At 71.9% G+C, this 24,812-nt stretch carries 23 protein-coding genes and 1 pseudogene; 19 read left to right on the plus strand and 5 right to left on the minus strand.

Annotated elements, in window-relative coordinates; all coding sequences use genetic code 11:
• Positions 1 to 16 precede the first annotated feature (16 nt).
• The 3 genes from ACWDVB_RS13125 to rhaI form a co-directional block, all read right to left on the minus strand.
• Positions 17 to 1,483: a rhamnulokinase gene (locus ACWDVB_RS13125; RefSeq protein WP_451513553.1), complete on the minus strand. Its 1,467-nt coding sequence runs from the start codon at positions 1,481 to 1,483 to the stop codon at positions 17 to 19.
• A 137-nt stretch (positions 1,484 to 1,620) separates the two neighbouring features.
• Positions 1,621 to 3,678: a bifunctional aldolase/short-chain dehydrogenase gene (locus tag ACWDVB_RS13130; RefSeq protein ID WP_451513816.1), complete on the minus strand. Its 2,058-nt coding sequence runs from the start codon at positions 3,676 to 3,678 to the stop codon at positions 1,621 to 1,623.
• A gap of 5 nt (positions 3,679 to 3,683) precedes the next feature.
• Positions 3,684 to 4,871 (minus strand): L-rhamnose isomerase, encoded by a 1,188-nt coding sequence (gene rhaI, locus ACWDVB_RS13135; RefSeq protein ID WP_451513552.1) that lies wholly within the window; start codon positions 4,869 to 4,871, stop codon positions 3,684 to 3,686.
• A 472-nt stretch (positions 4,872 to 5,343) separates the two neighbouring features.
• Here rhaI and ACWDVB_RS13140 point away from each other — a divergent pair.
• From ACWDVB_RS13140 to ACWDVB_RS13155, 4 genes and pseudogenes are all read left to right on the plus strand, one after another.
• Positions 5,344 to 5,529: pseudogene (locus ACWDVB_RS13140) on the plus strand (D-xylose ABC transporter ATP-binding protein); the annotation flags it as partial.
• A 186-nt stretch (positions 5,530 to 5,715) separates the two neighbouring features.
• Positions 5,716 to 6,738, plus strand: a complete 1,023-nt coding sequence (locus tag ACWDVB_RS13145; protein ID WP_451513815.1) for a LacI family DNA-binding transcriptional regulator — start codon at positions 5,716 to 5,718, stop codon at positions 6,736 to 6,738.
• A gap of 100 nt (positions 6,739 to 6,838) precedes the next feature.
• Positions 6,839 to 8,140: an alpha/beta fold hydrolase gene (locus tag ACWDVB_RS13150; protein ID WP_451513551.1), complete on the plus strand. Its 1,302-nt coding sequence runs from the start codon at positions 6,839 to 6,841 to the stop codon at positions 8,138 to 8,140.
• A 137-nt stretch (positions 8,141 to 8,277) separates the two neighbouring features.
• Positions 8,278 to 8,991, plus strand: coding sequence for a PIG-L deacetylase family protein (locus tag ACWDVB_RS13155; RefSeq protein WP_451513814.1), 714 nt, complete (start codon positions 8,278 to 8,280; stop codon positions 8,989 to 8,991).
• A 4-nt stretch (positions 8,992 to 8,995) separates the two neighbouring features.
• Here the strand turns inward: ACWDVB_RS13155 and ACWDVB_RS13160 are convergent, their stop codons facing one another.
• A complete protein-coding gene (locus ACWDVB_RS13160; RefSeq protein ID WP_451513550.1) occupies positions 8,996 to 10,078 on the minus strand; it encodes an NAD(P)/FAD-dependent oxidoreductase in 1,083 nt (360 codons plus the stop codon).
• Positions 10,079 to 10,176: 98 nt separating this feature from the next.
• On the opposite strand from ACWDVB_RS13160, the gene ACWDVB_RS13165 reads away from it, so the two are divergent.
• From ACWDVB_RS13165 to ACWDVB_RS13220, 12 genes are all read left to right on the plus strand, one after another.
• Positions 10,177 to 10,794 (plus strand): helix-turn-helix domain-containing protein, encoded by a 618-nt coding sequence (locus ACWDVB_RS13165; RefSeq protein ID WP_451513549.1) that lies wholly within the window; start codon positions 10,177 to 10,179, stop codon positions 10,792 to 10,794.
• A 100-nt stretch (positions 10,795 to 10,894) separates the two neighbouring features.
• The gene (locus ACWDVB_RS13170) at positions 10,895 to 11,863 is read left to right on the plus strand and encodes an NADPH:quinone oxidoreductase family protein (protein WP_451513548.1); all 969 of its coding nucleotides are present in this window, start codon (positions 10,895 to 10,897) and stop codon (positions 11,861 to 11,863) included.
• Entirely contained in the window at positions 11,860 to 13,047 is a 1,188-nt protein-coding gene (locus tag ACWDVB_RS13175; protein WP_451513547.1) for an acyl-CoA dehydrogenase family protein, read from the plus strand. Before ACWDVB_RS13170 ends, ACWDVB_RS13175 begins: the two co-directional genes overlap by 4 nt.
• On the plus strand, positions 13,044 to 14,135 hold the full coding sequence (locus tag ACWDVB_RS13180) for an acyl-CoA dehydrogenase family protein (protein ID WP_451513546.1): 1,092 nt from the start codon (positions 13,044 to 13,046) through the stop codon (positions 14,133 to 14,135). The genes ACWDVB_RS13175 and ACWDVB_RS13180 overlap by 4 nt, the downstream gene beginning before the upstream one ends.
• Positions 14,136 to 14,271: 136 nt before the next feature.
• Entirely contained in the window at positions 14,272 to 15,873 is a 1,602-nt protein-coding gene (locus ACWDVB_RS13185; RefSeq protein WP_451513545.1) for an ABC transporter substrate-binding protein, read from the plus strand.
• 59 nt (positions 15,874 to 15,932) lie between these two features.
• Entirely contained in the window at positions 15,933 to 16,898 is a 966-nt protein-coding gene (locus tag ACWDVB_RS13190) for an ABC transporter permease (protein ID WP_451513813.1), read from the plus strand.
• Positions 16,891 to 17,781: an ABC transporter permease gene (locus ACWDVB_RS13195; protein WP_451513544.1), complete on the plus strand. Its 891-nt coding sequence runs from the start codon at positions 16,891 to 16,893 to the stop codon at positions 17,779 to 17,781. The genes ACWDVB_RS13190 and ACWDVB_RS13195 overlap by 8 nt, the downstream gene beginning before the upstream one ends.
• A 41-nt stretch (positions 17,782 to 17,822) precedes the next feature.
• Positions 17,823 to 18,734 carry an ABC transporter ATP-binding protein gene (locus tag ACWDVB_RS13200; RefSeq protein WP_451513812.1) on the plus strand — a complete coding sequence of 304 codons (912 nt, stop codon included), beginning with the start codon at positions 17,823 to 17,825 and terminating at the stop codon, positions 18,732 to 18,734.
• Entirely contained in the window at positions 18,727 to 19,413 is a 687-nt protein-coding gene (locus ACWDVB_RS13205; RefSeq protein ID WP_451513543.1) for an ABC transporter ATP-binding protein, read from the plus strand. Before ACWDVB_RS13200 ends, ACWDVB_RS13205 begins: the two co-directional genes overlap by 8 nt.
• 489 nt (positions 19,414 to 19,902) lie before the next feature.
• Positions 19,903 to 21,165, plus strand: coding sequence for a cytochrome P450 family protein (locus ACWDVB_RS13210; RefSeq protein WP_451513542.1), 1,263 nt, complete (start codon positions 19,903 to 19,905; stop codon positions 21,163 to 21,165).
• Positions 21,162 to 22,415, plus strand: coding sequence for a cytochrome P450 family protein (locus ACWDVB_RS13215; RefSeq protein WP_451513541.1), 1,254 nt, complete (start codon positions 21,162 to 21,164; stop codon positions 22,413 to 22,415). The genes ACWDVB_RS13210 and ACWDVB_RS13215 overlap by 4 nt, the downstream gene beginning before the upstream one ends.
• A 48-nt stretch (positions 22,416 to 22,463) precedes the next feature.
• Complete coding sequence (locus ACWDVB_RS13220; protein WP_451513540.1) at positions 22,464 to 22,994, plus strand: nuclear transport factor 2 family protein; 531 nt, start codon at positions 22,464 to 22,466, stop codon at positions 22,992 to 22,994.
• Positions 22,995 to 23,061: 67 nt separating this feature from the next.
• On the opposite strand, the gene ACWDVB_RS13225 is transcribed toward ACWDVB_RS13220, so the two are convergent.
• Complete coding sequence (locus ACWDVB_RS13225; protein WP_451513539.1) at positions 23,062 to 23,241, minus strand: hypothetical protein; 180 nt, start codon at positions 23,239 to 23,241, stop codon at positions 23,062 to 23,064.
• 59 nt (positions 23,242 to 23,300) lie between these two features.
• Between ACWDVB_RS13225 and ACWDVB_RS13230 the strand changes: the two genes are divergently transcribed.
• The 3 genes from ACWDVB_RS13230 (at position 23,301) to ACWDVB_RS13240 (ending at position 24,754) form a co-directional block, all read left to right on the plus strand.
• A complete protein-coding gene (locus ACWDVB_RS13230; protein ID WP_451513538.1) occupies positions 23,301 to 23,441 on the plus strand; it encodes a hypothetical protein in 141 nt (46 codons plus the stop codon).
• A gap of 110 nt (positions 23,442 to 23,551) precedes the next feature.
• Positions 23,552 to 24,430: a phosphatidylinositol-specific phospholipase C/glycerophosphodiester phosphodiesterase family protein gene (locus ACWDVB_RS13235; RefSeq protein ID WP_451513537.1), complete on the plus strand. Its 879-nt coding sequence runs from the start codon at positions 23,552 to 23,554 to the stop codon at positions 24,428 to 24,430.
• A gap of 129 nt (positions 24,431 to 24,559) precedes the next feature.
• Complete coding sequence (locus ACWDVB_RS13240) at positions 24,560 to 24,754, plus strand: hypothetical protein (RefSeq protein ID WP_451513536.1); 195 nt, start codon at positions 24,560 to 24,562, stop codon at positions 24,752 to 24,754.
• Positions 24,755 to 24,812: the final 58 nt, after the last annotated feature.

A 24,812-nucleotide genomic window follows, 5' to 3' on the forward strand; every position in this document is an offset into this window, starting at 1 on the left:
CGGGAGTCGCCGGTGGTCATGCCGTGCGCAGCCGTTCCTGTGCCGCTTGCCACGGGGCGGTGTCACCGCGTGGTTCATAGCGGGTCGGCGGCTGGGCGCGGGCCACCAGGGCGCGTGCTTCGGCGCGGCCGCTCAGCACTCCGTGCGCCCGCGCCTGTACGAGGACGTTGCCCAGCGCGGCCGCCTCCGCCGGGCCGGCCAGGACGGGCAGACCGCAGGCGTCGGCCGTCAGTTGGCACAGCAGGGCGTTGCGGGCGCCGCCGCCGACCAGGTGCACCACGTCCACCGAGCGTCCGGTCAGGCGCTGGGCGTCCGCCAGGGCCCGGCGGTGGGCGAGCGCCAGGGAGTCGAGGACGCAGCGGGTCGTCTCGGCGCGGGTGGTGGGTTCGGGCTGGCCTGTCACGCGGCAGGCCTGCGCTATGCGGTCCGGCATCCGGCCGGGCGCCAGGAACTCCGGGGCGCTCGCGTCCACGACCGCACGCAGCGGCCTCGCCCCGGATGCCGCGGCGAGCAGGGCCGTGAGGTCGGACTCGCGCCAGGCGCGCAGGCACTCCTGGAGGAGCCAGAGGCCCATGATGTTGCGCAGGTGGCGGACGGTGCCGTCGATCCCCAACTCATTGGTGAAGTTCGCTTTCCGGCTCTCCTCCGTGAGGACGGGGGCGTCCAGTTCGAGCCCGGCCAGGGACCAGGTGCCGGTGCAGAGATACGCGAAGTCGGTGCCGTCCTTCGCGGGAACGGCCGCCACGGCGGAGGCGGTGTCGTGCGAGGCCACCGCCGTCACGGGGACGGGGCCCGTCAGGCCGATGTCCTCCAGGACGTGGGGCAGCAGCAGGCCCGCGGGGTCGCCGGGCTGCCGCAGGGGTGGAAACAGGGCGAGGTCGATGCCGAGTCGGTCGGCCGTCTCGCGCGACCAGTCCCTGGTACGGGGGTCGATGAGCTGCGTGGTCGAGGCGTTGGTCAGTTCGGTGCCGAGGTGGCCGGTCAGCCAGTACGTGAGCAGGTCGGGGATCAGCAACAACTGTCTCGCCGCCGCGAGTTGAACGGTCCCTTCCGCCGCGGCGAGCTGGTACAGAGTATTGAAAGGGGCGTACTGCAGCCCCGTCGCCGCGTACAGCTCTGCGGCCGGGACGCTCGCCCACACCTTCTCGGCGATGCCTTCGGTGCGGCGGTCGCGGTAGTGCACGGGGTTGGCGAGGAGGGCGCCGTCCGCGTCGAGCAGCCCGTAGTCGACGGCCCAGCTGTCGACCCCCACGGAAGCCACCTCCCCGGCTGCCCGCAGCCCGTCGAGCACGCCCGCGTAGAGCGCGAGGATGTCCCAGTGCAGGGTGGAACCGGTGCGCACCGGCGTGTTGGGAAACCGGTGCGCTTCCGCCAAGCCCAGGATGTCGGGACCCACCCGCCCCACCATGACACGTCCACTGGACGCACCCAGATCGACGGCGGCGAAGCGGGGAGCGGGCGGCTGGGGGCGGGTACGGGCCATGGGGCGGCTCTCAAGGGTGCGGAGGGTACTGGGGTGGAGGGGGAGGGGGGATGGTGGCGGCGGCGTGGGTCGGGTTGCTGAGGGGGTGGCGTAGGCCCACATTGCCGCCCGCATCCCCGCCCGCATCCCCGCCCGCGTCACCGCAGGAACGCCGCTGCCACCCCCGCGTCCACCGGTATGTGCAGGCCCGTCGTGTGGGACAGGTCGCCGCCCGTCAGGGCGAACACCGCGTTTGCCACGTGCTCCGGGAGGACCTCACGCTTGAGGAGGGTCCGCTGGGCGTAGAACTCGCCCAGTTTCTCCTCCGGCACGCCGTACACCGCCGCGCGCTGTGCGCCCCAACCACCGGCGAAAATGCCCGAGCCGCGCACCACGCCGTCCGGGTTCACGCCGTTCACGCGGATGCCCTCGGAGCCCAACTCGGCGGCTAGCAGGCGAACTTGGTGGGCCTGGTCGGCCTTGGTCGCCGAGTACGCGATGTTGTTCGGGCCCGCGAACACCGCGTTCTTGGAAGCGATGTAGACGATGTCGCCGCCCAGGCCCTGCGCCCGCATCAACCGGGCCGCCTCGCGGGAGACGAGGAACGAACCGCGTGCCATGACGGCGTGCTGGACGTCCCAGTCGCGGGCCGTGGTCTCCAGGAGCGGCTTGGAGAGGGAGATGCCCGCGTTGTTGACGACCAGGTCCACCCCGCCGAAGGCGAGGCTCGCCGCCTCGAACGCCGCGGTGATCTGCTCCTCGCTCGTCACGTCTACGGTGACGGCGACCGCCCGGTCGGGCCCGCCGAGCTCCTCGGCCACGGCTGCCGCGCCCTCTCCGTTGAGGTCCGCGACGACGACGCAGGCACCTTCGGCGGCCAGGCGGTGCGCGATCGCCCTGCCGATGCCGCTGCCCGCACCCGTCACGAGCGCCACACGCGTCGCGAGCGGCTTCGGCGCGGGCATGCGCCGCAGCTTCGCCTCCTCCAGCTCCCAGTACTCGATGCGGAACTTCTCGGATTCCTCGATCGGAGCGTACGACGAGACGGCCTCCGCGCCCCGCATGACGTTGATCGCGTTGACGTAGAACTCTCCCGCCACGCGCGCGGTCTGCTTGTCCTTGCCGAAGCTGAACATGCCCACGCCGGGCACGAGCACGACCGCCGGGTCCGCGCCGCGCATCGCGGGGGAGCCGGGCTCGGCGTGCCGTGCGTAGTACGCCTCGTACTCCTCGCGGTACTCGGCGTGCAGCTCCCTGAGGCGGGTGATCACCTCGTCCAGGGCAGCGGTCGGCGGCAGGTCGAGGAGCAGCGGCCTGACCTTCGTACGCAGGAAGTGGTCGGGGCACGATGTGCCGAGGGCGGCCAGGCGCGGGTGCTCGGTGCGGGAGAGGAAGTCGAGGACCGGGGGTGTGTCGTCGAAGTGGCCCACCTGGGGGTGGTCCTGGGAGGCCAGGCCACGGATGACGGGGGCCAGGGCCGCCGCCCTCGCGTGCCGCTCCGCCGCGGGAAGCGCGTCGTACCCGGTCAGTTCCGCGCCGAACGGCTCCGCCTTGCCGCGCTCGGCGAGGAACCGCTCCGCCGTGCGGATCATGAGTAGGGAGTTCTCCGCGCACTCCTCGGAGGTCTCGCCCCACGCGGTGATGCCATGCCCGCCCAGCACACAGCCGATGGCCTGCGGCCGCTCCGCCCGCACCGCCGCGATGTCCAGGCCCAGCTGGAACCCCGGCCGGCGCCACGGCACCCACGCCACCGTGTCGCCGAAGCACTCGGCGGTCAGCTTCTCGCCGTCGGCCGCGCAGGCGAGCGCGATGCCGGAGTCGGGGTGGAGGTGGTCGACGTGCGCCGCGTCGACCAGGCCGTGCATCGCCGTGTCGATGGAGGGCGCGGCCCCACCCTTGCCGTGCAGGCAGTAGTCGAAGGCCGCGACCATCTCGTCCTCGCGCTCCACGCCGCCGTACACCCCCGTCAGCGCGCGGAGCCGGTCCAGGCGCAGCACCGCGAGGCCGGACTCCTGGAGCGTGCCGAGGTCGCCGCCGGAGCCCTTGACCCACATCAGGTCGATGTCGTCGCCGGTCACCGGGTCCGGTGCGGTGCCCTTCGCCGAGGCGTTGCCTCCCGCGTAATTCGTGTTGCGCGGATCCGCGCCCAACGCGTGGGCGCGGTCCAGCAGCTCCCTGACACTCGTGTGCCGCCGCTCTGTCGCCTGCTGCTCCATGTCGCTCACGCCCCCCACCCGGCCTGCTCGCCGCCGACCCGCTCCTTGATGATCCGCTCGTGCCATCCTGACCGCTCGTACGCCCTCAGCGGATCAGGGTCCAACCCCAACTCCTCCCTGACTTCCGCCAGTAGGGGACGCACATCGGTGCTGAACGCGTCCATCACCGCCCCGTTCGCGGCGAGCACATCGCCCGTGCGCTGAGCCTCGGCGAGTACCTCGGCGTCCACCAGCAGCGCCTTGGCCGTGGCCTCCTGGACGTTCATGACGGAGCGGATGATCGCGGGGATCTTCGCCTCGATGTTGTGGCACTGGTCGAGCATGAAGGCGACCGGGGGCTGGCCGGGGGCCCCTGCCGCCAGGCCGCCGCCGCGCACCACCTCGTACATGATCCGGAAGAGCTGGAAGGGGTCCGCGGCCCCGACCATCAGGTCGTCGTCGGCGTAGAACCGCGAGTTGAAGTCGAAGCCGCCGAGCCTGCCCTCGCGCAGCAGCGTCGCCACGATGAACTCGATGTTGGTGCCCGGTGCGTGGTGGCCGGTGTCGACGACGACCTGGGCCTTGGGGCCGAGCTTGAGGCAGTGCGCGTACGCCGTGCCCCAGTCGGGCACGTCGGTGGCGTAGAAGGCGGGTTCGAAGAGCTTGTACTCCAGGAGCATCCGCTGGTCGTCGCCGAGCCGGTCGTAGACCGTGCGGAGTGCTGCGGCCAGACGGTCCTGGCGGGCGCGCAGGTCGTCCTGGCCGGGGTAGTTGGTGCCGTCGGAGAACCAGAGCTTGAGGTCCTTCGAGCCCGTCGCGTCCATGATGTCGACGCACTCCAGGAGGTGGCCGACCGCTTTGCGGCGGATCGCCGGGTCGGGGTTGGTGACCGAGCCCAGTCTGTAGTCGTCGTCCTGGAAGACGTTGGAGTTGATCGTGCCCAGCCTCAGGCCGCGCTCCCCGGCGTACGCGGCGAGCGCCGCGTAATCGTCGACCCTGTCCCACGGGATGTGCAGGGCGACGGTCGGCGCCACACCTGTGCACGCGTGCACGCGTGCCGCGTCGTCCAGCTTCTCGCGTGTCGTGCGGGGGACGCCTGGCTGCGCGAAGACCTTGAAGCGCGTGCCGGAATTGCCGTACGCCCAGGACGGTGTCTCCAAGGCCTGGGTGGTGAGTGCCGCTTTCACGGCGTCCTTACTGGTTCCGGCGGTCATCACGCAGCCTTCCAAGCGTTGTTCGATGTGGGTCGGTTGGAGAAATGGTGGGTGCCGGAGGCGGCGGCGTAGACGGCACAGCCGTTCGCCATCCGCAGGAACCCCTTCGTAAGGAAGCGGGCCGACTCACAACGGGGCTCCGTGACGACTCGCTGATGAATCGTTTCACAGAGGGCGAAGTTAGGGAGGCGGATTCCGCCTGTCAAGGGGTTCGGCTTCTTGCCCGGTGCCTGGTGGCTGGTTCAGAGATATCGCGTCGTTCCCATTGACGGTGAAGATGGCGCGGGTCTAGCTTCCGTGCACTCGCTTGAAACCTTTCATGACCATCCCTCGTCGTCCCGTCGTCCGTCGTCACCGATCGGTGCTACCCATGAGAGAGCCTCCTGTCCTGGCCGCGTACGGCCTGAGCAAGTCCTTCGGAGCCGTCCGCGCTCTCCAGGACGTCTCGCTGCAACCGACGCTCTTTCCCGACCTCTCCGTCGCCGATCAGCAGATCGTCGAGATCGCCAAGGCGCTGTCCTTTGGCGCCCGCGTACTGATCACGGACGAGCCGACCGCCGCGCTCACCGGCAGCGAAGTGGCCCGCCTCTTCGGCGTCGTACGCACCCTGCGCGAACAGGGCGCCGCGATCCTGTTCATCTCCCACACCGGTAAGGAGGGCGAGACGTTCAAGGCGGGCGACCTCGGCGCCTTCACGATCGGCGACGGCGGCGTCGTCGACCTCGGGCAGCCCACCGTGTTCGACAAGAAGAACGTCGACCGGTACAGGTTCTGAGCCTCATACCCCGTACGAACGTAGGCTGGACCGCAGGGCCGGGGACGGCCGCACAGCAGGATGGAGCACCTGAAACGCATGGTCGGCATCAAAGACGTGGCGAAGCACGCCGGGGTGTCGGTGGGCACCGTGTCGAACGTGATCAACCGCCCGGACATGGTCTCCGAAGAGACCCGGCACCGCGTGCTGGCCGTCATCGACCGGCTCGGCTATGTACGCAGCGAGTCGGCACGGCAGCTGCGGGCGGGGCGCAGCCGCATCATGGCGCTGCTCGTCCTGGACATGGGCAACCCGTTCTTCGTGGACGTCGCGAGGGGCGCCGAACGGGCCGCCCGGGAGGCCGGGCTGCGGGTCATGGTGTGCAACAGCGGGCAGAGCCCCGCCGAGGAGGCCGAGTATCTGGCGCTCTTCGCCGAGCAGCGGGTCCGCGGCGTCCTGCTCACCCCGGCCGACGCGACCGGGCGGACCATCGAGGCCTTCCGCAGGCACGACATCCCGTTCGTCCTCGTCGACCGGGTCGCCGAGGGGGCCACCGAGTGCTCGGTCTCCGTGGACGACGTGATGGGCGGTGCGCTCGCCGCCCGCCATCTCGTGGACGCGGGGCACCGCAGCATCGCGTACGTGAGCGGCCCGCCCGGGCTCAACCAGGTCAAGGACCGCCGCCAGGGCGCGCTCCAGGCGCTCGCCGAGGGCGGCCTCGGCGCGTCGGCGCTGCGGGAGCTGCCGACCGAGCGCCTCGACGTGGCCGCGGGCCGCGACGCGGGCGCCCGCATCCTCGGCCTCGCGGAGCGGCCCACCGCCGTCTTCTGCGCCAACGACCTGCTCGCGCTCGGGGTGCTCCAGGCGATGTACGCGGCAGGGGTGCGCGTCCCCGAGGACGTGGCGATCGTCGGCTACGACGACATCGAGTTCGCGGCCGCCGCCGTCGTACCGCTCACCTCGGTGCGCCAGCCCGCCGTCACCATGGGCGCGATGGCGGCGGAACTCCTCCTGGAGGAGACGGAGTCGGGGGACGCGGCAGGGCATGAGCACCGGCGCGTCGTGCTCACTCCGGAGCTGGTCGTACGACGCTCCAGCCTGGCGTCGCGCTGAGCGGAGCCGTGCAGCTCCTGGGCGCCGGTTCCGGCTGCGCCGCCGGTGTGCTGGACTGGGGCGGGAAGATCAGCTTTCGTCGCAGCGCCGAGGAGCAGCCTTGACCGTCACGTACCGCCAGCCGGGAGTCGTCCTCACCGACCGTCGCTTCAGCGTGCCGCTCGACCACGACGAGCCGGCGGGGGAGCGGATCGAGATCTACGCCCGCGAAGTGGTCTCCGCGTCACGTGGCGGCGCCGACCTGCCCTGGCTGGTCTACCTCACGGGCGGCCCCGGCTTCGGCGCGACCCGCTTCCACGGCAAGGAGTCCTGGCTCGGCCGAGCCCTGCGGGACTTCCGCGTCCTCCTCATCGACCAGCGCGGCACCGGCAGCTCCACGCCCGCCAACCGCCAGACGCTCCCGCTGCGCGGCGGCCCCCGCGAACAGGCCGACTACCTGGCCCGCTTCCGCGCCGACTCCATCGTCCGCGACTGCGAGGCGATCCGCCCCGAGGTGACGGGCGGCGCCCCCTGGACCGTCCTCGGGCAGAGCTTCGGCGGCTTCTGCGCCACGCACTACCTGTCGGCGGCGCCCGAGGGCCTGGCCGCCGCGCTCATCACCGGCGGCCTGCCCACCCTCGACGGCCACGCGGACGACGTGTACCGCGCGGCCTACCCGCGCATGGAACGCAGGAGCGCCGCGCACTACGCCCGTTACCCGCAGGACGTCGAGCGCGTCCGCCGCGTCGCCGCGTACCTCGCCGAGCACGAGCCGGTCCTGAACGGCGGCTACCGACTCACCGTCCCCGCCTTCCAGTCCCTGGGCATCCTGCTCGGCATGGGCGACGGCAGCCACCGGCTGCACTACCTCCTGGAGGACGCCTTCGTCCGTACGCCGTCGGGGACCGCGCTCTCCGACGCGTTCCAGGAGAACGTGCAGGCCGCCCTCTCGTACGCGGGCAACCCGCTCTTCGCCGTGCTGCACGAGGCCATCTACGGCCAGGGGGAGCGGCCCACGGCCTGGGCGGCCGAGCGGGTGCGTGCCGAATTCCCGCAGTTCGACGCGGGCAAGGCGCTCGCGGGCGACGATCCTCTGCTGTTCACCGGCGAGGCCGTGCAGCGCTGGATGTTCGACAGCGACCCGGCGCTGCGTCCGCTGCGCGAGACCGCCGAGCTGCTCGCCGCGCGCACCGACTGGCCGCGCCTGTACGACCTGGACCGCCTCGCGGCGAACGAGGTGCCGGTGGCCGCGTCGGTCTACCACGACGACATGTACGTGGACACGGAGCACTCGCTGCGCACCGCCCGTGCCATCCGTGGGCTGCGCACCTGGGTGACGGACGAGTTCGAGCACGACGGGCTGCGGGTCGGCGGGCCGAGGGTGCTCGACCGGCTGCTCGCGCTGACGCGCGGGGAGGCGTGAGGTCCGTCCCGGTGCGAGGCGTGGGACAACTCGTTGTCAGAGGCGGCGGTTAGGCTGCGGTCATGACCGAGTCGCAGTCGCAGTCGCAGCCCGTGGCCGAGGCCGCAGCGCCCGCACAGCCCGCCCAGCTCGTCCCCATGCCCGAGGACTGGCGGCGTGCGCTCGCCGTCGTCGCGCACCCCGACGACCTGGAGTACGGGTGCGCGGCGGCCATCGCCGGCTGGACGGACGGGGGCCGTGAGATCGCGTACCTCCTGGCGAGCCGCGGCGAGGCGGGCATCGACACGATCGACCCCGCCACCTGCGGTCCGCTGCGCGAGCGGGAGCAGCGGGCCGGCGCGGCCGTCGTCGGCGTCGGCACGGTGGAGTTCCTCGACCACAGGGACGGCGTCATCGAGTACGGCACGGCGCTGCGCCGCGACATCGCCGCCGCGATCCGCAGACACCGCCCCGAGCTGGTCATCACGCTCAACCACCGCGACACGTGGGGCGGCGTCGCCTGGAACACCCCCGACCACGTGGCGGTGGGCCGTGCCACGCTGGACGCGGCGGGGGACGCGGGCAACCGCTGGATCTTCCCCGAGCTGATCGAGGAGCAGGGCCTGGAGCCCTGGGACGGCGTGCGGTGGGTCGCCGTCGCGGGTTCGTCGACGCCCACGCACGCGGTGGACGCGTCGGCAGGGCTTGAGCGCTCGGTGGCCTCGCTCCTCGAACACCGTACGTACATCGAGGTGTTGACGGACGACGACCCCGAGAAGTACTGCCGTACGTTCCTGACGGGCAACGCCCAGGCGCTGGCGCCGCGCTTCGGCGGCAGGCCGGCGGTGGGGTTCGAGGTGTTCAGCCGCTGAGGGCTCAACGCCTGGAGCCGGCAGTCCACGCGGCAACCCGCCCCGCCACCTGGTGCTCGCGGTCGCCCGGCACCTCGTGCTCCCGGCCGCCCGCCACCACCCTGGCCACCGCAGCCTCCGCCTCCGGTGTGAAGACGCCTGACCGGCGACGCGCGGCCTCCGCGTCGATGGCTGCCATGACCAGCTCGGCGTTGATCGTGAGGCCGGCCCGGTAGCCCGCGGATGCCGCGTTGATGACCTGTTCCATCGGGCCCGCGGCGTTGCCGACCGCCCACACGCCGGGGACCGTGGTGCGGCCCGTCTCGTCCACGGTCGGGTAGGGGCCGACCGGGGTCTCCCTGGTCTCGGCGCCGAGAGCGGTGAGCAGGTCGTCGCGCGGCACCGGCTTCGCCGCGACGAACAGGACCGAGCGAGGGACCACCCGGCCGTCGGCGAGCCGTACGCCCGTCAGGCGGTCGTCCGTCACCTCCAGGCCGGCGACCTCGCCCTCCACCACGGAGACCCCGGCGGCCGCCAGGCGCTCCCACTCCGCGTCCGGCAGCTCCCGCACGGTGTGCAGGAAGAGCGTCACGTCCTTGGACCACTGGGTGACAAGCAACGCCTGGTGAGCGTTGAACGGCTCCGACGCGAGGACGCCGAAAGCCTCGTCCCGCACCTCCCAGCCGTGGCAGTACGGACAGTGCAGCACGTCGCGGCCCCAGCGCTCGGCCACGCCCGGCACGGAAGGCAGCTCGTCCACCAGGCCCGTGGCCATGACGACCCGCCGCGCGTGCACCGCCCCGCCGTCCAGGAGCCGCACCCCGAACTCCCCATCGCCGTCCGGCACCACCTCCGCCACCCGGCCCCGCACCACCTCCACTCCGTACTGCTCCAGCTCCCGCCGCCCCTCGGCGAGGAACTCGGCGGGCGGCATGCCGTCCCGCGACAGGTAGCCCTGCATGTGCGCGGCCGGCGCGTTGCGGGGTTCGCCCGCGTCGACGACCAGGACCCGCCGCCTCGAACGGCCGAGTACAAGTGCCGCGCTCAGGCCCGCCGCGCCGCCTCCGATGACCACTACGTCGTACGACATCTGGTTTCCTCTCGTCATCTGGTTCCCTCTCGTCGCCTACCCCTGGACCATCACTCCTGAGGTGCGTTATTGACAAACGTCCTTGCCGGTATCGCAAAAAATGACATGATGGAGCCATGAGCGAAGACGAAGAGACGGAAGCGCCGCAGGAGATGGACCAGGTCCTCACCGAGGTCGGGCCCCGGCTGCGCCGCATCCGCAAGGAGCGCGGCGCCACCCTCGCGGGGCTCTCCGCCGCCACCGGCATCTCGGTCAGCACCCTGTCCCGCCTGGAGTCCGGCAACCGCAAGCCCAGCCTCGAACTGCTGCTGCCCATCGCCCGCGCCCACCAGGTCCCCCTGGACGAACTGGTGGGCGCCCCGCCCGTGGGCGACCCGCGGGTGCGGGCCAAGCCGATCGTCCGGCACGGCCGTACGATGCTGCCGCTCACCCGGCAGCCCGGCGGTCTCCAGGCGTACAAGGTGATAGAGCCCGCCCGCACCTCCCCGGCCCCGGAGCCGCAGACGCACGAGGGGTACGAGTGGCTGTACGTCCTGTCCGGGAAGCTGCGGCTGATCCTCGGCGACCACGACGTGCTGCTCGGTCCGGGCGAGGCCGCGGAGTTCGACACCCGGGTCCCGCACTGGTTCGGCGCCACGAGCGAGGGAGGAGCCGAATTCCTCAGCCTCTTCGGACCCCAGGGCGAGCGCATGCACGTACGGGCGCGGCCCACGCGCAAGGAGAAGCAGGACTGACGGCTTCCGGTGGCTGTTCCCGATTGACGGTTCCCCTGCGGCAAGCGACCGCTTAGTATGCGGACGAGCCCGGTCTACGAGAGCCCCGTGGAGGCCCCGCATGCAGGCATGGCAAGTGCACGAGAACGGCGAGCCGGGCGAGGTCATGCGCCTCGCGGAGGTGGACCGCCCGCGGCCCGGCGACGGGCAGGTGCTCCTGAAGGTCCGCGCCGCGAACATCAACTTCCCCGACGCCCTGCTCTGCCGCGGCCAGTACCAGGTCAGGCCCCCGCTGCCCTTCACCCCGGGCGTGGAGATCTGCGGCGAGACCGAGGACGGGCGGCGCGTGATCGCCAACCCGGCGCTGCCGTACGGCGGCTTCGCCGAGTACGCCGTCGCGGACGCCGCCGCCCTGCTGCCCGCGCCGGACGCGCTGGACGACGCCCAGGCCGCCGCGCTGCACATCGGCTACCAGACGGGGTGGTTCGGCCTGCACCGGCGCGCGCACCTCCAGGAGGGCGAGACCCTCCTCGTGCACGCGGCCGCGGGCGGCGTCGGCAGCGCCGCCGTGCAGCTCGGCAAGGCCGCGGGCGCCAAGGTCATCGGCGTCGTCGGCGGCGCGGACAAGGCGGAGGTCGCGCGTGAGCTCGGCTGCGACCTCGTCCTCGACCGGCGCGCGGACGACATCGTCGCGGGCGTCAAGGAGGCCACCGGCGGCCGTGGCGCCGACGTGGTCTACGACCCCGTGGGCGGTGACGCGTACGCCAAGTCCGCGAAGTGCGTGGCCTTCGAGGGCCGGATCGTCGTCGTCGGCTTCGCGAGCGGCGCCATCCCCTCGCCCGCGCTCAACCACGCCCTGGTGAAGAACTACGCGATCATGGGCCTGCACTGGGGTCTGTACAACACCAAGGACCCACGCTCGATCGCGCGCTGCCACGAGGAGCTGACCGAGTTGGCCGCCAAGGGCGCCATCAAGCCGCTGGTGAGCGAGCGGGTGCCGATGGCCGGTGCCGCCGCGGCCGTGCAGCGCGTCGCCGACGGCGTCACCACCGGACGCGTGGCCGTCCTGCCGTACGGCGGTGCCGCATGACCGACGCCGCCGAACTGCGCACCCGTACGCGGGAGTTCCTCGCCGCACATCCGCCCGAGAGCACCGACCGCGCCGACTTCCTCAAGGCCCGCTTCGACGCCGGACTCGCCTGGGTGCACTACCCCGAGGGCCTGGGCGGCCTAGGCGTGCCGCGCTCCCTGCAAGCGGTCGTGGACGCCGAGCTGGAGGCCGCGGGCGCGCCCGACAACGACCCCCGCCGGATCGGGATCGGCCTCGGCATGGCCGCGCCGACCGTACTCGGCTTCGGCACCGAGGAGCAGAAGCACCGCTTCCTGCGGCCGCTGTGGACCGGCGAGGAGGTGTGGTGCCAGCTCTTCAGCGAGCCGGGCGCCGGCTCCGACCTCGCCGCGCTCGGCACCCGCGCCGTCCGCGACGAGGCGAGCGGCGACTGGATCGTCAACGGCCAGAAGGTGTGGACGTCCAGCGCCCACACCGCGCGCTGGGCCATCCTCATCGCCCGTACCGACCCGGAGCAGCCCAAGCACCGCGGCATCACGTACTTCGTGTGCGATATGAGCGACCCGGGCGTCGAAGTGCGGCCGCTGCGCCAGATCACCGGCGAGGCCGAGTTCAACGAGGTGTTCCTGACCGACGTACGCATCCCCGACGCGCACCGCCTCGGCGCGGTCGGCGAGGGCTGGAAGGTCGCCCAGACCACGCTCATGAACGAGCGCGTCTCCATCGGCGGCATGCGCATCCCGCGCGAGGGCGGCATGATCGGCCTGCTCGCCGAGGTCTGGCGCGAGCGGCCCGAGCTGCGCACCCACGATCTCCACCAGCGCCTGATGAAGCTCTGGGTCGACGCCGAGGTCGCCCGGCTCACCGGCGAGCGGCTGCGCCAGCAGCTCGTCGCGGGCCAGCCGGGCCCTGAGGGCTCCGGCATGAAGCTCGGCTTCGCCCGCCTCAACCAGGAGATCAGCGGCCTGGAAGTGGAACTGCTCGGCGAGGAAGGGCTGTTGTACGACGACTGGACGATGCGGCGGCCTGAAATCGTCGACTTCACCGGCCGCGACGCGGGCTACCGCTATCTGCGGTCCAAGGGCAACAGCATCGAGGGCGGGACCAGCGAGGTCCTGCTGAACATCGTCGCCGAGCGCGTCCTTGGCCTGCCCTCCGAGCCGCGCACCGACAAGGACGTCGCCTGGAAGGACCTCGCGCGATGACTGACCTGCTGTATTCCGAAGAGGAAGAGGCACTGCGCTCCGCGGTGCGCGACCTGCTCACCGACCACTGCGACGCCGCGTCCGTCGTGGCCCGCACCGAGAGCGCCGAGCCGCACGACCGCGAGCTGTGGAAGGTGCTCACCGACGGCATGGGCCTCGCCGGTCTCCTGGTCCCCGAGGAGCTCGGCGGCCAGGGCGCCACGCACCGCGAAGCCGCCGTGGTCCTTGAGGAGCTGGGCCGGGCCGTCGCCCCCGTGCCGTATCTGACCAGCGCGGTGGTGGCGACCGAGGCGCTGCTCGCCTGCGACGGCGACGCGGCGCGCGAACTGCTGGCCGCGCTCGCGTCGGGCCGCAGGGTCGGCGTGCTCGCGATGCCGCTGTCGAGCGGCTCCGTAGACGGGCGGTTCGCCGTACGGGAGGAGAGCGGCGCCCTGCGCGGCCGGGTGACGGGCGTGGCGGACGCCGCCGTGGCCGACGTGCTCCTGGTGCCCACCGACACAGGGCTTTTCGCGGTCGACGCCGCGGACAGCGGGGTGGACGTCGCACCGCAGTCCTCGCTCGATCTGACGCGCCCGCTCGCCGCCGTCACCTTCGACGGGGCACGCGCGCGTGCCCTCGCCCCGGACGCGCGGCCAGCGGTCGCGCAGGGGCTGCGGGCCGGCGCGGGGCTGCTCGCGTCGGAGCAGCTGGGCGTCGCCGAGTGGTGCCTGACCGAGACGGTCCGCCATGTGAAGGAGCGGCACCAGTTCAACCGGCCCGTCGGCTCCTTCCAGGCGCTCAAGCACCGGCTCGCCCAGCTGTGGCTGGAGGTGGTCAACACCCGTGCCGCCGCGCGCCACGCGGCGGACGTGCTGGCCACGGGGAGCGACGAGCCGGGCCTCGCATCGGCGCTGGCGCAGGCGTACGCGGCACCGGTGGCGGTGCGCGCCGCGGAGGAGGCGCTGCAGCTGCACGGTGGCATCGGCATGACCTGGGAGCACCCCGTCCACCTCTACCTGAAGCGTGCCAAGGCCGACTCGATCGCCTACGGCACGGCGGGACACCACCGTGCGGCCCTGGCCGGGCTGGTCGCCCTTCCGGCGCCCTGACCTGCGTACACACCCCGAGAGAGATCGATGCGGCCCACACCTGCCGGGTGCGGGCCGCGGCTCTGCCCCGCTACTGCGTAGGGCATAATTGCGAGCCGTTCGCAATAACGGTTGATCTTCAGTAGGGGTGTGGAGCATGAGGGCCCGATCGATACGGGGCACGGGCGGCGTGGCCGCGGCCATCGCGATAGCGGTCGCGGCCACCGCCTGCTCGGCGCCGGGCGACGGCGGCGGCGCCGAGGGCGCGAAGGACTCGGCGGTGGTCGGCATCGCGTACGAGCCCGAGACCCTCAGCCCGCTCCTCGGCTACGGCAAGGACGGCAACTCGAAGATTTTCGACGGGCTGCTCACGCACGACGCCGACATGAAGCTGAAGCCCGCGCTCGCCGCCGCGCTGCCCAAGGTCACCGACGACGGCAAGACGTACACGTACAAGCTGCGCGAGGGCGTCAAGTTCAGCGACGGCAAGCCCTTCTCCGCCAAGGACGTCGTCTTCACATACGAGACGATCCTCGACAAGAAGACCAACAACGCGTCCAAGACCGAGCTGGACGCCATCAAGAGCGTCGAGGCGAAGGGCTCCGCGGGGGACACCGTCGTCTTCCACCTCAAGTACCCCTACGCGCCGTTCGCCGAGCGCACCGTCCTGCCCATCGCCCCCGAGCACGTCGCGGGCAAGCAGGACGTGAACACCGGCGCCTTCACGACCAAGCCGGTCGGTACGGGCCCCTACGAACTCGTGCAGTGGTCCAAGGGCGAGAAGCTGAGCTTCAAGGCCAACCCCGACTACTGGGGCGGCGCGCCGAAGATCAAGAACTTCACGATGGCGATCATCAAGGACGACGACGTGCGGGCCACCCGGCTCGACGCCGGTGAGCTCGACGGCGCGATCCTGCCGCCCAACCTCGCGAAGAAGTACGAGCACGACGGCGACAGGAAGACGTACGCCGCCAAGACCTTCGACTACCGCGTCGTGACGCTGCCCACCGGCAACAAGGTCACCGGCGACACCGGCATCCGCCGCGCCCTCGACGTCGGCGTCGACCGCAAGGCCATGGTCGACTCGATCCTGGACGGCGCGGGCAAGGAGGCCTACGGGCCGGTCCCGACCGACAGCCCCTGGTTCACCAAGGGCACCGAGCGGAAGTTCGACGCCGGCAAGGCCAAGAAGATCCTCGACGACGCCGGGTGGAAGCCGGGCGAGGACGGCATCCGCGAGAAGGACGGCGTCCGGGCGACGTTCCCCCTCTGGTACCTCTCCGGCGACAAGCTCCGCCAGGACCACGCCCTCGCCTACGCCTCCGACGCCAAGAAGCTCGGCATCAAGGTCGAGGTGCAGTCCGGCACGTGGGAGGTCATCCAGCCGCGCATGCCGAAGGACGCGGTCCTCGCGGGCGGCGGCTCCCCGGCCGACCCCGACTTCGACCAGTACACGCTCCTGAAGTCCTCCCTCGCCGGTGACGGCTTCAACAACATGGCGCACTACGACAACAAGAAGGTCGACGCGGCCCTGGAGGACGCCCGCCGGAGCGGCGACCACGCCAAGCGCCAGGCCGCCTACGACACCATCCAGCGCGAGCTCGTGAAGAACCCCGGCTACACCTTCCTCACGCACATCGACCACCTCTACGTCGTCGACAAGCGCCTCGGCGACCTGACCACGCAGGTCGAGCCGCACGACCACGGCCTCGCCTCCGGTCCCTGGTGGAACGTCGAGGACTGGCAGCCGAAGAAGTGACGTCGGCGATATCCAAGGCCCCAGGGGAGGCGACCGGCCGTCGCCTCCCCTGGGGGCCGATGGCCCGCCTCGCCGGACGGCGGGCGCTCTTCGCGGTGCCCGTGCTGCTCGTCGTCACCTTCGGCGTCTTCGCCATCGCCGCCGCCTCGCCCTTCGACCCCGTCAAGGCGTACGCGGGCACGGCCGGGCTCACCGCCTCGCAGGAGAACCTCGACCAGCTGCGCGCCAACCTCGGCGTCGACCGGCCGCTCGCCACCCGCTGGTGGGAGTGGCTGACCTCGGCCCTCTCCGGCGACCTCGGCGACTCCAGCACGCTGCGCCAGCCCGTCGCGGACGTCATCGGCGAGCGCGTCGGCTGGTCCGTGCTGCTCGCCGCGACCGCGTTCCTCGTCGCGATCCTGCTCGGCACGGCGCTCGGCGTCCTCGCCGCGCGCCGCCCCGGCGGCTGGCTCGACCGCGCCGTGACCTCGCTCGCGTACACCCTCGAAGCGGCGCCGCCGTTCTGGCTCGGCCTGCTCGCCGTCTGGCTGTTCGCGCTGAAGCTCGGCGTGCTGCCCTCGGGCGGTCTGACCGACACGGCCAGCTCCACCGTGAGCGCCGGGCAGGTCGCGAGCCACCTGGTGCTGCCCGCCGGGGTGCTCGCGGTCTCGCAGTTGCCCTGGTTCGTCCTCTACGTGCGTCAAGGCGTCGGCGACGCGCTCGGCGACGACCCCGTGCGCGGGGCACGCGCGCGTGGCCTCGCCGAACGGACCGTCCTGCTCGGGCACGCCCTGCGCTCCGGCATGCTCCCGGTCCTCACGCTCATCGGGTCGCGTGTGCCCGAACTGATCACCGGGGCGCTCCTGGTGGAGACCGTCTTCAGCTGGCCGGGCATCGCTGCGGCCACCGTGCAGGCCGCGACCTCCGTGGACTTCCCGCTGCTGGCCGCGCTGACCGCGCTCGCCACGGCCGCGGTGCTGCTCGGCAACCTCGTGGCCGACCTCCTGTACGGCCTCGCCGATCCGAGGGTGGGTTTTGATGGCTGAGACCGCGATGACTCAGAAGGCCGACATCGTCTGGCGCGTCCACGGCGGCGTGCGCCGCTCCACGCGCGCGTGGCGGGTGCGTTCCTCCGCGGTGATCGTCGCCGCGGTCGTCCTCGCCGTCCTCGTCGTACCGCCGCTCGTCAACCTCGACGAGCAGGCCGTCGACCTGGCGGCGAAGCTGCGGCCGCCGTCGCTCGCGCACCCCTTCGGCACCGACGACGTCGGACGCGACCTGCTCCTGCGCTGCGTCTACGGACTGCGCGTCTCACTTCTGGTGGGTGTCGTGGCCGCCGTCGTCGCCACCGTCATCGGCACCGCCGTGGGCGCCCTCGCGGCCGCCTCCGGGGGCTGGGTGGACCGGATCGTGATGCGGCTCGTCGACGTCTTCTCGTCCGTGCCGCACCTGCTGCTCGGCATCTTCATCGTCGCGATGTTCCGGCCCGGCGTCTGGCCGGTCGTCGTGTCCGTGGCCCTCACGCACTGGCTCTCCACCGCCCGCATCGTGCGCGCCGAGGTGCTCTCCCTGCGCTCGCGGCCCTACGTCGACGCGGCGATCTCCGGCGGTGCCTCACGGCTGCGCGTCGTGGTGCGGCACCTGCTGCCCGGCGTCCTGCCGCAGGCCGGGCTCGCCGCCGTCCTGATGGTCCCGCACGCCATCTGGCACGAGTCCGCGCTCTCCTTCCTCGGCCTCGGCCTGCCCACCCACCAGGCCAGCCTCGGCACGCTCGTACAGAGCGCCCGCGGCTCGCTGCTCGCCGGCGACTGGTGGCCGACGCTCTTCCCCGGCCTGTTCATCATCGTGCCCACGCTGGCGATCGCGGGCCTCGCGGGCGCCTGGCGGGAGCGGATCAACCCCCGGCGCCGATCGGAGCTCATGCTGTGAAGCCCGTTCTGTCCGTACAGGGACTCTCCGTACGTTTCCGCATGCGCGGCGGCGCCCACGTCTCCGCCGTCACCGACGCCACCTTCGACCTCGCGGCGGGGGAGTGCCTCGCCCTGGTCGGCGAGAGCGGCTGCGGCAAGTCCGTGCTCGCCTCCGCGCTGCTCGGGCTGCTCCCCGAGAACGCGGAGACCGCGGGGGCGGCCCTCCTCGGCGACATCGACCTCCTCACCGCCGACGAACGCACCCTGGCCCGCACCGTGCGCGGGCGGCGCGTCGGCCTCGTACCGCAGAGTCCCGCCGCGCATCTGACGCCGGTACGGACCGTGCGCTCGCAGCTGGAGGAGACCCTGCGGGAGCTCGCCGGGGTGCGGCGGCCACGGCTGCGCGCCGCCGCCGAAGCGGCCGCCGAGCGCGCCGCGTTCCCCACGGGGCACCTCGACCGCTACCCCCACGAACTGTCCGGCGGCCTCGCCCAGCGCGCCGCCACCGCGCTCGCCCTCATCGGCGACGCGCCGCTGCTGCTCGCCGACGAACCCACCACCGGGCTCGACCGTGACCTCGTGGACCGCACCGTCGACGAACTGCGCCGCCACGTCGGCGACGACCGCGCGCTGCTCCTGATCACCCACGACCTCGCGGCCGCCGAGCGCATCGCCGACCGCGTCGCCGTGATGTACGCGAGCCGCGTCGTCGAGATCGCCGAAGCCGCCGACTTCTTCGGCCCGCGCGGACCCCGGCACCCCTACGCCCGCGGGCTCCTCAACGCCCTGCCGGAGCGCGAGTTCACGCCCGTCCCCGGCATGCCGCCCGAGCTGTCCGCGCTCCCGGCGGGCTGCGCGTTCGCGGCGCGCTGCGACCGGGCCGACGAGGCGTGCGCCACCGTGCCCGCGCTCACCGGCGGGGCCGCCTGCCACCATCCCCACGCGGACGTGCTGGAGGCTTCCCGTGCTTGAACTGCGCTCCATCACCGCCGGATACGACCGGCGCGCCCCGGTCGTCCGCTCCGTGGACCTCGCCATCGCCCCCGGGGAGTCCGTGGGGCTGCTCGGCCCCAGTGGCTGCGGCAAGTCGACGCTGGCGCGGGTAGCGGCGCTGCTGCACCGGCCCGACGCCGGGCAGGTCGTGATCGACGGCGAGGCCGCGGGGGGCTGGCGCCACCGCGCCCCGCGCCAGCAGCGCACCGCCTTCGGTGTCGTCTTCCAGCAGCCGCGGCTGTCCGCCGACCCCCGGCTGGCGCTCAGGGATCTTGTCGCCGAGCCGCTGCGCGCGGTGGGCCGGTCCGCCGAGGCCGCCGCCCTGGTCCCGGAGCTCGCCGCCCGCGTCGGCCTGGGCAAGGAGCTCCTGGGCCGCCGCCCGCACGAGGTCAGCGACGGCCAGCTGCAACGGGCCTGCCTCGCCCGCGCCCTGGTGCTGCGCCCGCGCTGGCTCATCTGCGACGAGATGACGGCCATGCTGGACGCCTCGACGACGGCGGCCCTGGTCCACGTCGTGGAGGAGTACCGCCGCGAGCGCGGCGCCGGACTCCTCGCCGTCGGCCACGACCGCGTGCTCCTTGAGCGGTGGTGCGACCGCACCACGCACTGGGACGAACTCGGCCCCGCGGCACGAAACAAAGCACTCCGGACCCAATAAGACGAACTGTCATCAAAGCAGAAAGAGTCAAAAATACTCCGTCTGGATCTTTGTTGACATCAAAGGTGACGACCCGTTTAACTGAGTACGCCGGTAGTTGATCCCACTGATTTGGCGGGAGAAGTATTCGGATATGGATTCTCAGCTCGGCTATCACTTACGGCCCGGTCCACTGACCGGAAGACCGTTGCTCAGAGGCTTGGCCGTCCCCTCGAACCGCTCTCTGGCGTTGCCACATGCTCGTCCCCGGTTCGCTTCCCGAACCCCCGACTGAGCCCGGCGGCAGCCACGACCGCCGAATTCTACTTTCCCTCCGGTATCAGCGGCTTTTTCGCCGTGGTGATCGCCGTGGTGATCGAAATATCGGATGCGTGAATACCGCGACGCTTTGACGGTCGCGCGTAACGTCAATTTCTCCCTGCGGCCTCCGGCATTGACACACGGGCCGAGTGCGTCGCCATCGCGCTGCAAAAAATAAGGGGCGGTTCCATGACTGATACCTATGAGCCCAATCTTCTGGACCCCGCGATCATGTCCGATCTCCGCGGGGAGTTCGGACGGCTGCGGGACCAGTCGTCCGTCTGGCGTGGCTGGGCCATGGACGGCACTCCCGCCTGGTACGTGACGGGCGCGGCGGAGGTCCGAACGGTGCTCGGCGACGCCCGGTTCGCCACCCGCAAGGCGCCGGAGCCCGGCACCGACGATCCGCTGATCAAGACCCTGGCGAACCTGGGTATCGACGAGGACCTGATGGTCTACGTCACCGGGATGCTGATCAATTTCTCCGGCGCCGAGCACGCCCGGCTGCGCAAGCTGGTCTCCCACGCGTTCACCGCACGCCGGGTCACGAACCTCCGTCCGCGCATCGAGGAGATCACCGGGAAACTGCTGGACGGCATCGAGGCCGCCGCGGCGGGACCCGACCCCGTCGACCTGATCGAATCGTTCGCGTATCCGGTGCCGATCGCCGTGATCTGTGAACTCGTCGGTGTGCCGGAGAGCGACCGCCCGGCGTGGCGCCAGTGGGGTGACGCGCTGGTGTCGATGACGCCCGAGCGCACGCCGGACGCCCTGCGGTCGATGGTCGAGCAGGTCAAGGACCTCGTGAAGCGCCGACGCGCCACACCGGCCGACGACCTCGTCACCGCGCTGCTGCGGGCGCAGGCCGAGGACGGGGACCGGCTCTCGGACGACGAACTCGTCACGCTCGTCATCAACATCGTGTTCGCCGGCCACGAGACCACCGCCCACCAGCTCGGCAACTCGATCGCCGCGCTCCTCACCCACCCCGACCAGCTGGAACTCCTGCGCGCCGAACCGGACCGCTGGCCCTCCGCGGTGCATGAACTCGTACGCCTGTGGACGCCGTTCCCCATCAGCCCGCTGCGGTACGCCCTTCAGGACGTCGAACTGGGCGGATTCACCATCGCCGCGGGCGAGGCGGTCCAGCCCGTGCTCATCTCCGCCAACACCGACCCGGACTCCCACAGCGATCCCGACCGCTTCGACGTCAGCCGCCGCGACGGTGAACGCGGCGGCGGCAACCTGGGCTTCGGGCACGGCATCCACTACTGCCTGGGCGCTCCACTGGCGCGGATGGAGACGGAGATCGCCCTCTCGGCGCTCTTCCGCCGCTTCCCCGACCTCACCCTCGACACCCAACCCCACTGGGCCCCCCACCCGTTGATGGTGCGGCTGGGGCAACTGCTCGTCTTCCCACGCCCGCCGGAGCAAGGAGGCACCGACCGATGACCAGCACATACGAACCCGACCTGTTGGACCCCGAGCTGATGGCCGACCCCCATGGCGGGTTCAAGCGGTTACGGGAAGAAGCGCCGATCAGCCGTGGCCGGACCATGGGCGGGGACCCGGCCTGGTACGTGACCCGGGCCGCGGACGTCCGCGCGGTACTGAGTGACCCGCGGTTCGTGGTGACCAACGTCAACGCGGCACCGGGCGCCAAGGACCCGAAGGTACAGCTCGTCGCCAACCTGGGTGTCTCCGAAGAACTCGCCACCTACGTCGTGGACCTGCTCCCCGACCGCGACGGCGCCGACCACACCCAGCTGCGCCGGCTCGTGGCCCCAGCCTTCAGCGGGCGCCGGATCACCGGCCTCCGCCCCCGGGTGACGGAGATAACCGGCCGGCTCCTGGACGAGATCGAGGCGTGCGGCCCCGGCCCGGTCGACATGATCAACGCGTTCGCGTATCCGCTGCCGATCACCGTGATCTGCGAACTCGTCGGCGTGCCGGAGAGCGACCGCCCGACGTGGCGCGAGTGGGGCGACGCGCTGCTCACCCTGGATCCGGCACGCTTCGCGGGCGCGCTCCAGGCAATGGTCGACCAGGTCGAGGAGTTGCTGGAGCGGCGCCGCGCCGAGCCGGCCGACGACCTGATCAGCGCCATGCTCAAGGCCCAGGCGCAGGCGCAGGCACAGCCGGGGGGCGGGGGCCACCTCTCCGACCGCGACCTGGTCAAGATGATCATTACGCTGGTGAACACCGGGCACGAGACCACCGCGCATCTGCTCGGCAACGCCGTGGCCGGGCTGCTCGCCCGCCCCGGCCAGCTGGAGCTGCTGCGCCGCGAGCCGGAGCGCTGGCCCGTCGCGGTGCACGAGATGATGCGGCTGTGGACACCGGTGCGCGTCACCGCCTTGCGGTACGCCACCGAGGACGTGGAGATCGGCGGTGTGCCGATCAGGGCTGGCGAGGCGGTGCAGCCGGTACTGATCTCCGCCAACACCGACCCGGCCGACCACGCCGACCCCGATCGCTTCGACATCCGGCGACGCGAGGGGGAGCGCGGCGAGGGGCACGTCGGGTTCGGGCACGGCATCCACTACTGCCTCGGGGCCGCTCTGGCTCGTCAGGAGGCCGAGATCGCGCTCTCCGCGCTGTTCAGCCGCTTCCCCGACCTCGCGCTGGAGGGGGAGCCCCAGTGGCTCGCCGGCCCGCTGATGGTCCGCATGTCCCACCTGCCGGTGACCCTGCGCCGGTGACCTCGCGCCCCTCAAACCCTCACCCTCACCCTCACAGGGAGGTTCCGCGTGCCCGAAACCGCACAGCACGACGCCGACAGCCTGTCGGTGCTGCGCGACCAAGCCTCGATCATCGAGACCTGCACGCTGTCGGCCTGGATGGCGGACCGCTGGGACTGGGCCGCCTTCCAGGAGATCTTCGCCGAGGAGGTCGATCTGGACTACACCTCTCTCAACGGCGGAGAGCCCCTGCGGCTGCCGCGCGAGAGTGTCGTCAACGGCTGGAGCACGGTCCTCACCGGTCTTGACGCCACCCAGCACCTGGTCAGCAACCACCTGGTGACGCTGCACGGGGACACCGCCGAGTGCACCGCGTCCGTCCTGGCGACCCACATCCTGGCGAACGAGCAGGGCGAGCCGACGTGGACGGTCGGCGGGCACTACCACTACCGCCTGGTCCGCACCGCCGAGGGCTGGCGCATCAGCGGTCTGAAGATGACGGCGGACTGGACCACCGGGAACCGGAACATCATGGTGCTCGCCGTCCAGAACCAGCCCGAGCACGTCAGGGAGTGGAAGCACGAGAACGACCCGGCGTAGGGCAGTGCCTTAAGGGCACCGCCCTGGCGCATCGCGGGAGGGCACTGGCTCCCGGCGGCCGGATGGTTCACCGGTCGCCGGGAGCTTCCCGGCCGCGCGCCAGCACCCGTACGTCCGTCCCGCCCTGCCGGACGGCCCGTACCTCCGCGCCCGCCGGCCCGTCGTCCACCACCAGCAGGTCGAACTCCGACAGCGGGGCCGGCGCGTACAGAAACTCCGGGCAGCTCGTCGGCGCCGCCTTCGACATCTACCCCCGAAGAGGCCGCACCCGCCGACTCGCGCCTCCTGAAGACCCCCGGCATCGTCATGACCCCGCACATCGCCGGAGCGAGCCAGGAGGCCGCGCGCAAGGCGGCCCGCATCGTGGCGGGCGAGGTCGGCCGCTTCCTGCGCGGTGAGCCGCTCACGCACTGCGCCAACCCGGAGGTGTTCACCGGGCCGGCGTGAACGCCCGGCGACGACCACGCCAACTCCCGTCCGCGCGGGGTGCCGTGACGCGGGCGGAGCCGCATACTCACTGAGGTTCCGCACACGCACCGACGCCCCGGGAGGCAGACATGGCCCTCACCACCCGTCGCAGAGCGCTCACCGCCCTCGGCGCCACCCTCGGCACCGCCCTCGCGGGCAGCGTCGGGGCGCCCGCCCACGCACAGGCGGGCGAGCGCGGCCACCACCCGCGCCCCCGCCCCCTGATCCGCGCCCACGCGCACAACGACTACGAACACCCCAGGCCGCTCCTCGACGCCCTCGACCACCGCTTCGGCAGCGTCGAGGCCGACATCTTCCTCGTCGACGGACAGCTCCTGGTCGCCCACGACCCGGTGGACCTCGACCCCTCCCGCACCCTCGAATCCCTCTACCTGGACCCGCTGGCGGCCCGCGTCCGCGCCCACCACGGCTCCGTCCACCGGGGCTACCACCGCACGCCCTTCCAGCTCCTCATCGACATCAAGACCGAGGGCGCGTCGACGTACGCCGAGCTCCACCGCCATCTGCGGCCCTACCGGCACCTGTTCACGTCGTACGCCCACGGAAAGGTCCGCCGCTCCGCGATCACTGCCGTCGTCTCGGGCGACCGCGCGGCCCGCGCCCCGATGCGGGCGCAGAAGGTCCGGCACGCCTTCTACGACGGCCGCCTCGCCGACCTCGGGACCGCCCAGCCCGCCTCGTTCATCCCGCTGATCAGCGACAACTGGTCGCTCAACTTCAGCTGGCAGGGCACGGGACCGATCCCCGCCGCCGAGCGCGACAAGCTGCGCGGCATCGTCTCCGCCGCCCACGCGCGCGGGCAGCGCGTCCGCTTCTGGGCGACGCCCGATCTGCCGGGCCCGCAGCGCGACGCGGTCTGGGGCGAGCTGCTCGCCGCCGGTGTCGATCACCTCAACACCGATGACCTCGCGGGGCTCGAAGCCTTCCTCGACGCGCGCGGCCGGTAAGCCGGGCCGGTCAACGCCGGTAGAAGTAAAACCCGTTCGGAGCACAGGTCAGAGCCTCGGACGCACCCTCCGCTACGCGACACTGACGGCCGAAAGCCGCGATGTCGCGTGGCGGAGGAGGTACTTGCCATGGCTGTCTCGATCTCTGTGGTGCTGCTGCTGTTCATCCTGGCGGTGGTCTTTCTGCGCAACGGCGCGCTGAAGGTCTCGCACGCCGTGGTCTGCGCCCTGCTGGGCTTCTACCTGGCGAGCACGAGCATGGCGCCGACCATCCACAACGGCCTGACGGCCACCGCCGACATCGTCAGCGAACTCCAGCCGTGAGCGCGTTCCAGCCGTGACCGTTCCTTGCGGGCCCGTTCCTTGCGGGTTCATGAACAAC

This window comes from Streptomyces sp. NPDC003379, assembly GCF_053589195.1.

What these genes read in the sequence shown, in the direction of transcription:
- ACWDVB_RS13130 (WP_451513816.1), bottom strand. Translation starts at nt 3,678, where the DNA reads ATGGAGCAGCAGGCGACAGAGCGGCGGCACACGAGTGTCAGGGAGCTG.
- ACWDVB_RS13195 (WP_451513544.1), top strand. Translation starts at nt 16,891, where the DNA reads ATGGCTGAGACCGCGATGACTCAGAAGGCCGACATCGTCTGGCGCGTC.
- ACWDVB_RS13125 (WP_451513553.1), bottom strand. Translation starts at nt 1,483, where the DNA reads ATGGCCCGTACCCGCCCCCAGCCGCCCGCTCCCCGCTTCGCCGCCGTC.
- ACWDVB_RS13160 (WP_451513550.1), bottom strand. Translation starts at nt 10,078, where the DNA reads ATGACGAGAGGAAACCAGATGTCGTACGACGTAGTGGTCATCGGAGGC.
- ACWDVB_RS13225 (WP_451513539.1), bottom strand. Translation starts at nt 23,241, where the DNA reads ATGTCGAAGGCGGCGCCGACGAGCTGCCCGGAGTTTCTGTACGCGCCG.
- ACWDVB_RS13165 (WP_451513549.1), top strand. Translation starts at nt 10,177, where the DNA reads ATGAGCGAAGACGAAGAGACGGAAGCGCCGCAGGAGATGGACCAGGTC.
- ACWDVB_RS13235 (WP_451513537.1), top strand. Translation starts at nt 23,552, where the DNA reads ATGGCCCTCACCACCCGTCGCAGAGCGCTCACCGCCCTCGGCGCCACC.
- ACWDVB_RS13230 (WP_451513538.1), top strand. Translation starts at nt 23,301, where the DNA reads ATGACCCCGCACATCGCCGGAGCGAGCCAGGAGGCCGCGCGCAAGGCG.
- ACWDVB_RS13215 (WP_451513541.1), top strand. Translation starts at nt 21,162, where the DNA reads ATGACCAGCACATACGAACCCGACCTGTTGGACCCCGAGCTGATGGCC.
- ACWDVB_RS13200 (WP_451513812.1), top strand. Translation starts at nt 17,823, where the DNA reads ATGCGCGGCGGCGCCCACGTCTCCGCCGTCACCGACGCCACCTTCGAC.
- ACWDVB_RS13240 (WP_451513536.1), top strand. Translation starts at nt 24,560, where the DNA reads ATGGCTGTCTCGATCTCTGTGGTGCTGCTGCTGTTCATCCTGGCGGTG.
- rhaI (WP_451513552.1), bottom strand. Translation starts at nt 4,871, where the DNA reads ATGACCGCCGGAACCAGTAAGGACGCCGTGAAAGCGGCACTCACCACC.
- ACWDVB_RS13210 (WP_451513542.1), top strand. Translation starts at nt 19,903, where the DNA reads ATGACTGATACCTATGAGCCCAATCTTCTGGACCCCGCGATCATGTCC.
- ACWDVB_RS13185 (WP_451513545.1), top strand. Translation starts at nt 14,272, where the DNA reads ATGAGGGCCCGATCGATACGGGGCACGGGCGGCGTGGCCGCGGCCATC.
- ACWDVB_RS13180 (WP_451513546.1), top strand. Translation starts at nt 13,044, where the DNA reads ATGACTGACCTGCTGTATTCCGAAGAGGAAGAGGCACTGCGCTCCGCG.
- ACWDVB_RS13190 (WP_451513813.1), top strand. Translation starts at nt 15,933, where the DNA reads ATGGCCCGCCTCGCCGGACGGCGGGCGCTCTTCGCGGTGCCCGTGCTG.
- ACWDVB_RS13170 (WP_451513548.1), top strand. Translation starts at nt 10,895, where the DNA reads ATGCAGGCATGGCAAGTGCACGAGAACGGCGAGCCGGGCGAGGTCATG.
- ACWDVB_RS13155 (WP_451513814.1), top strand. Translation starts at nt 8,278, where the DNA reads ATGCCCGAGGACTGGCGGCGTGCGCTCGCCGTCGTCGCGCACCCCGAC.
- ACWDVB_RS13175 (WP_451513547.1), top strand. Translation starts at nt 11,860, where the DNA reads ATGACCGACGCCGCCGAACTGCGCACCCGTACGCGGGAGTTCCTCGCC.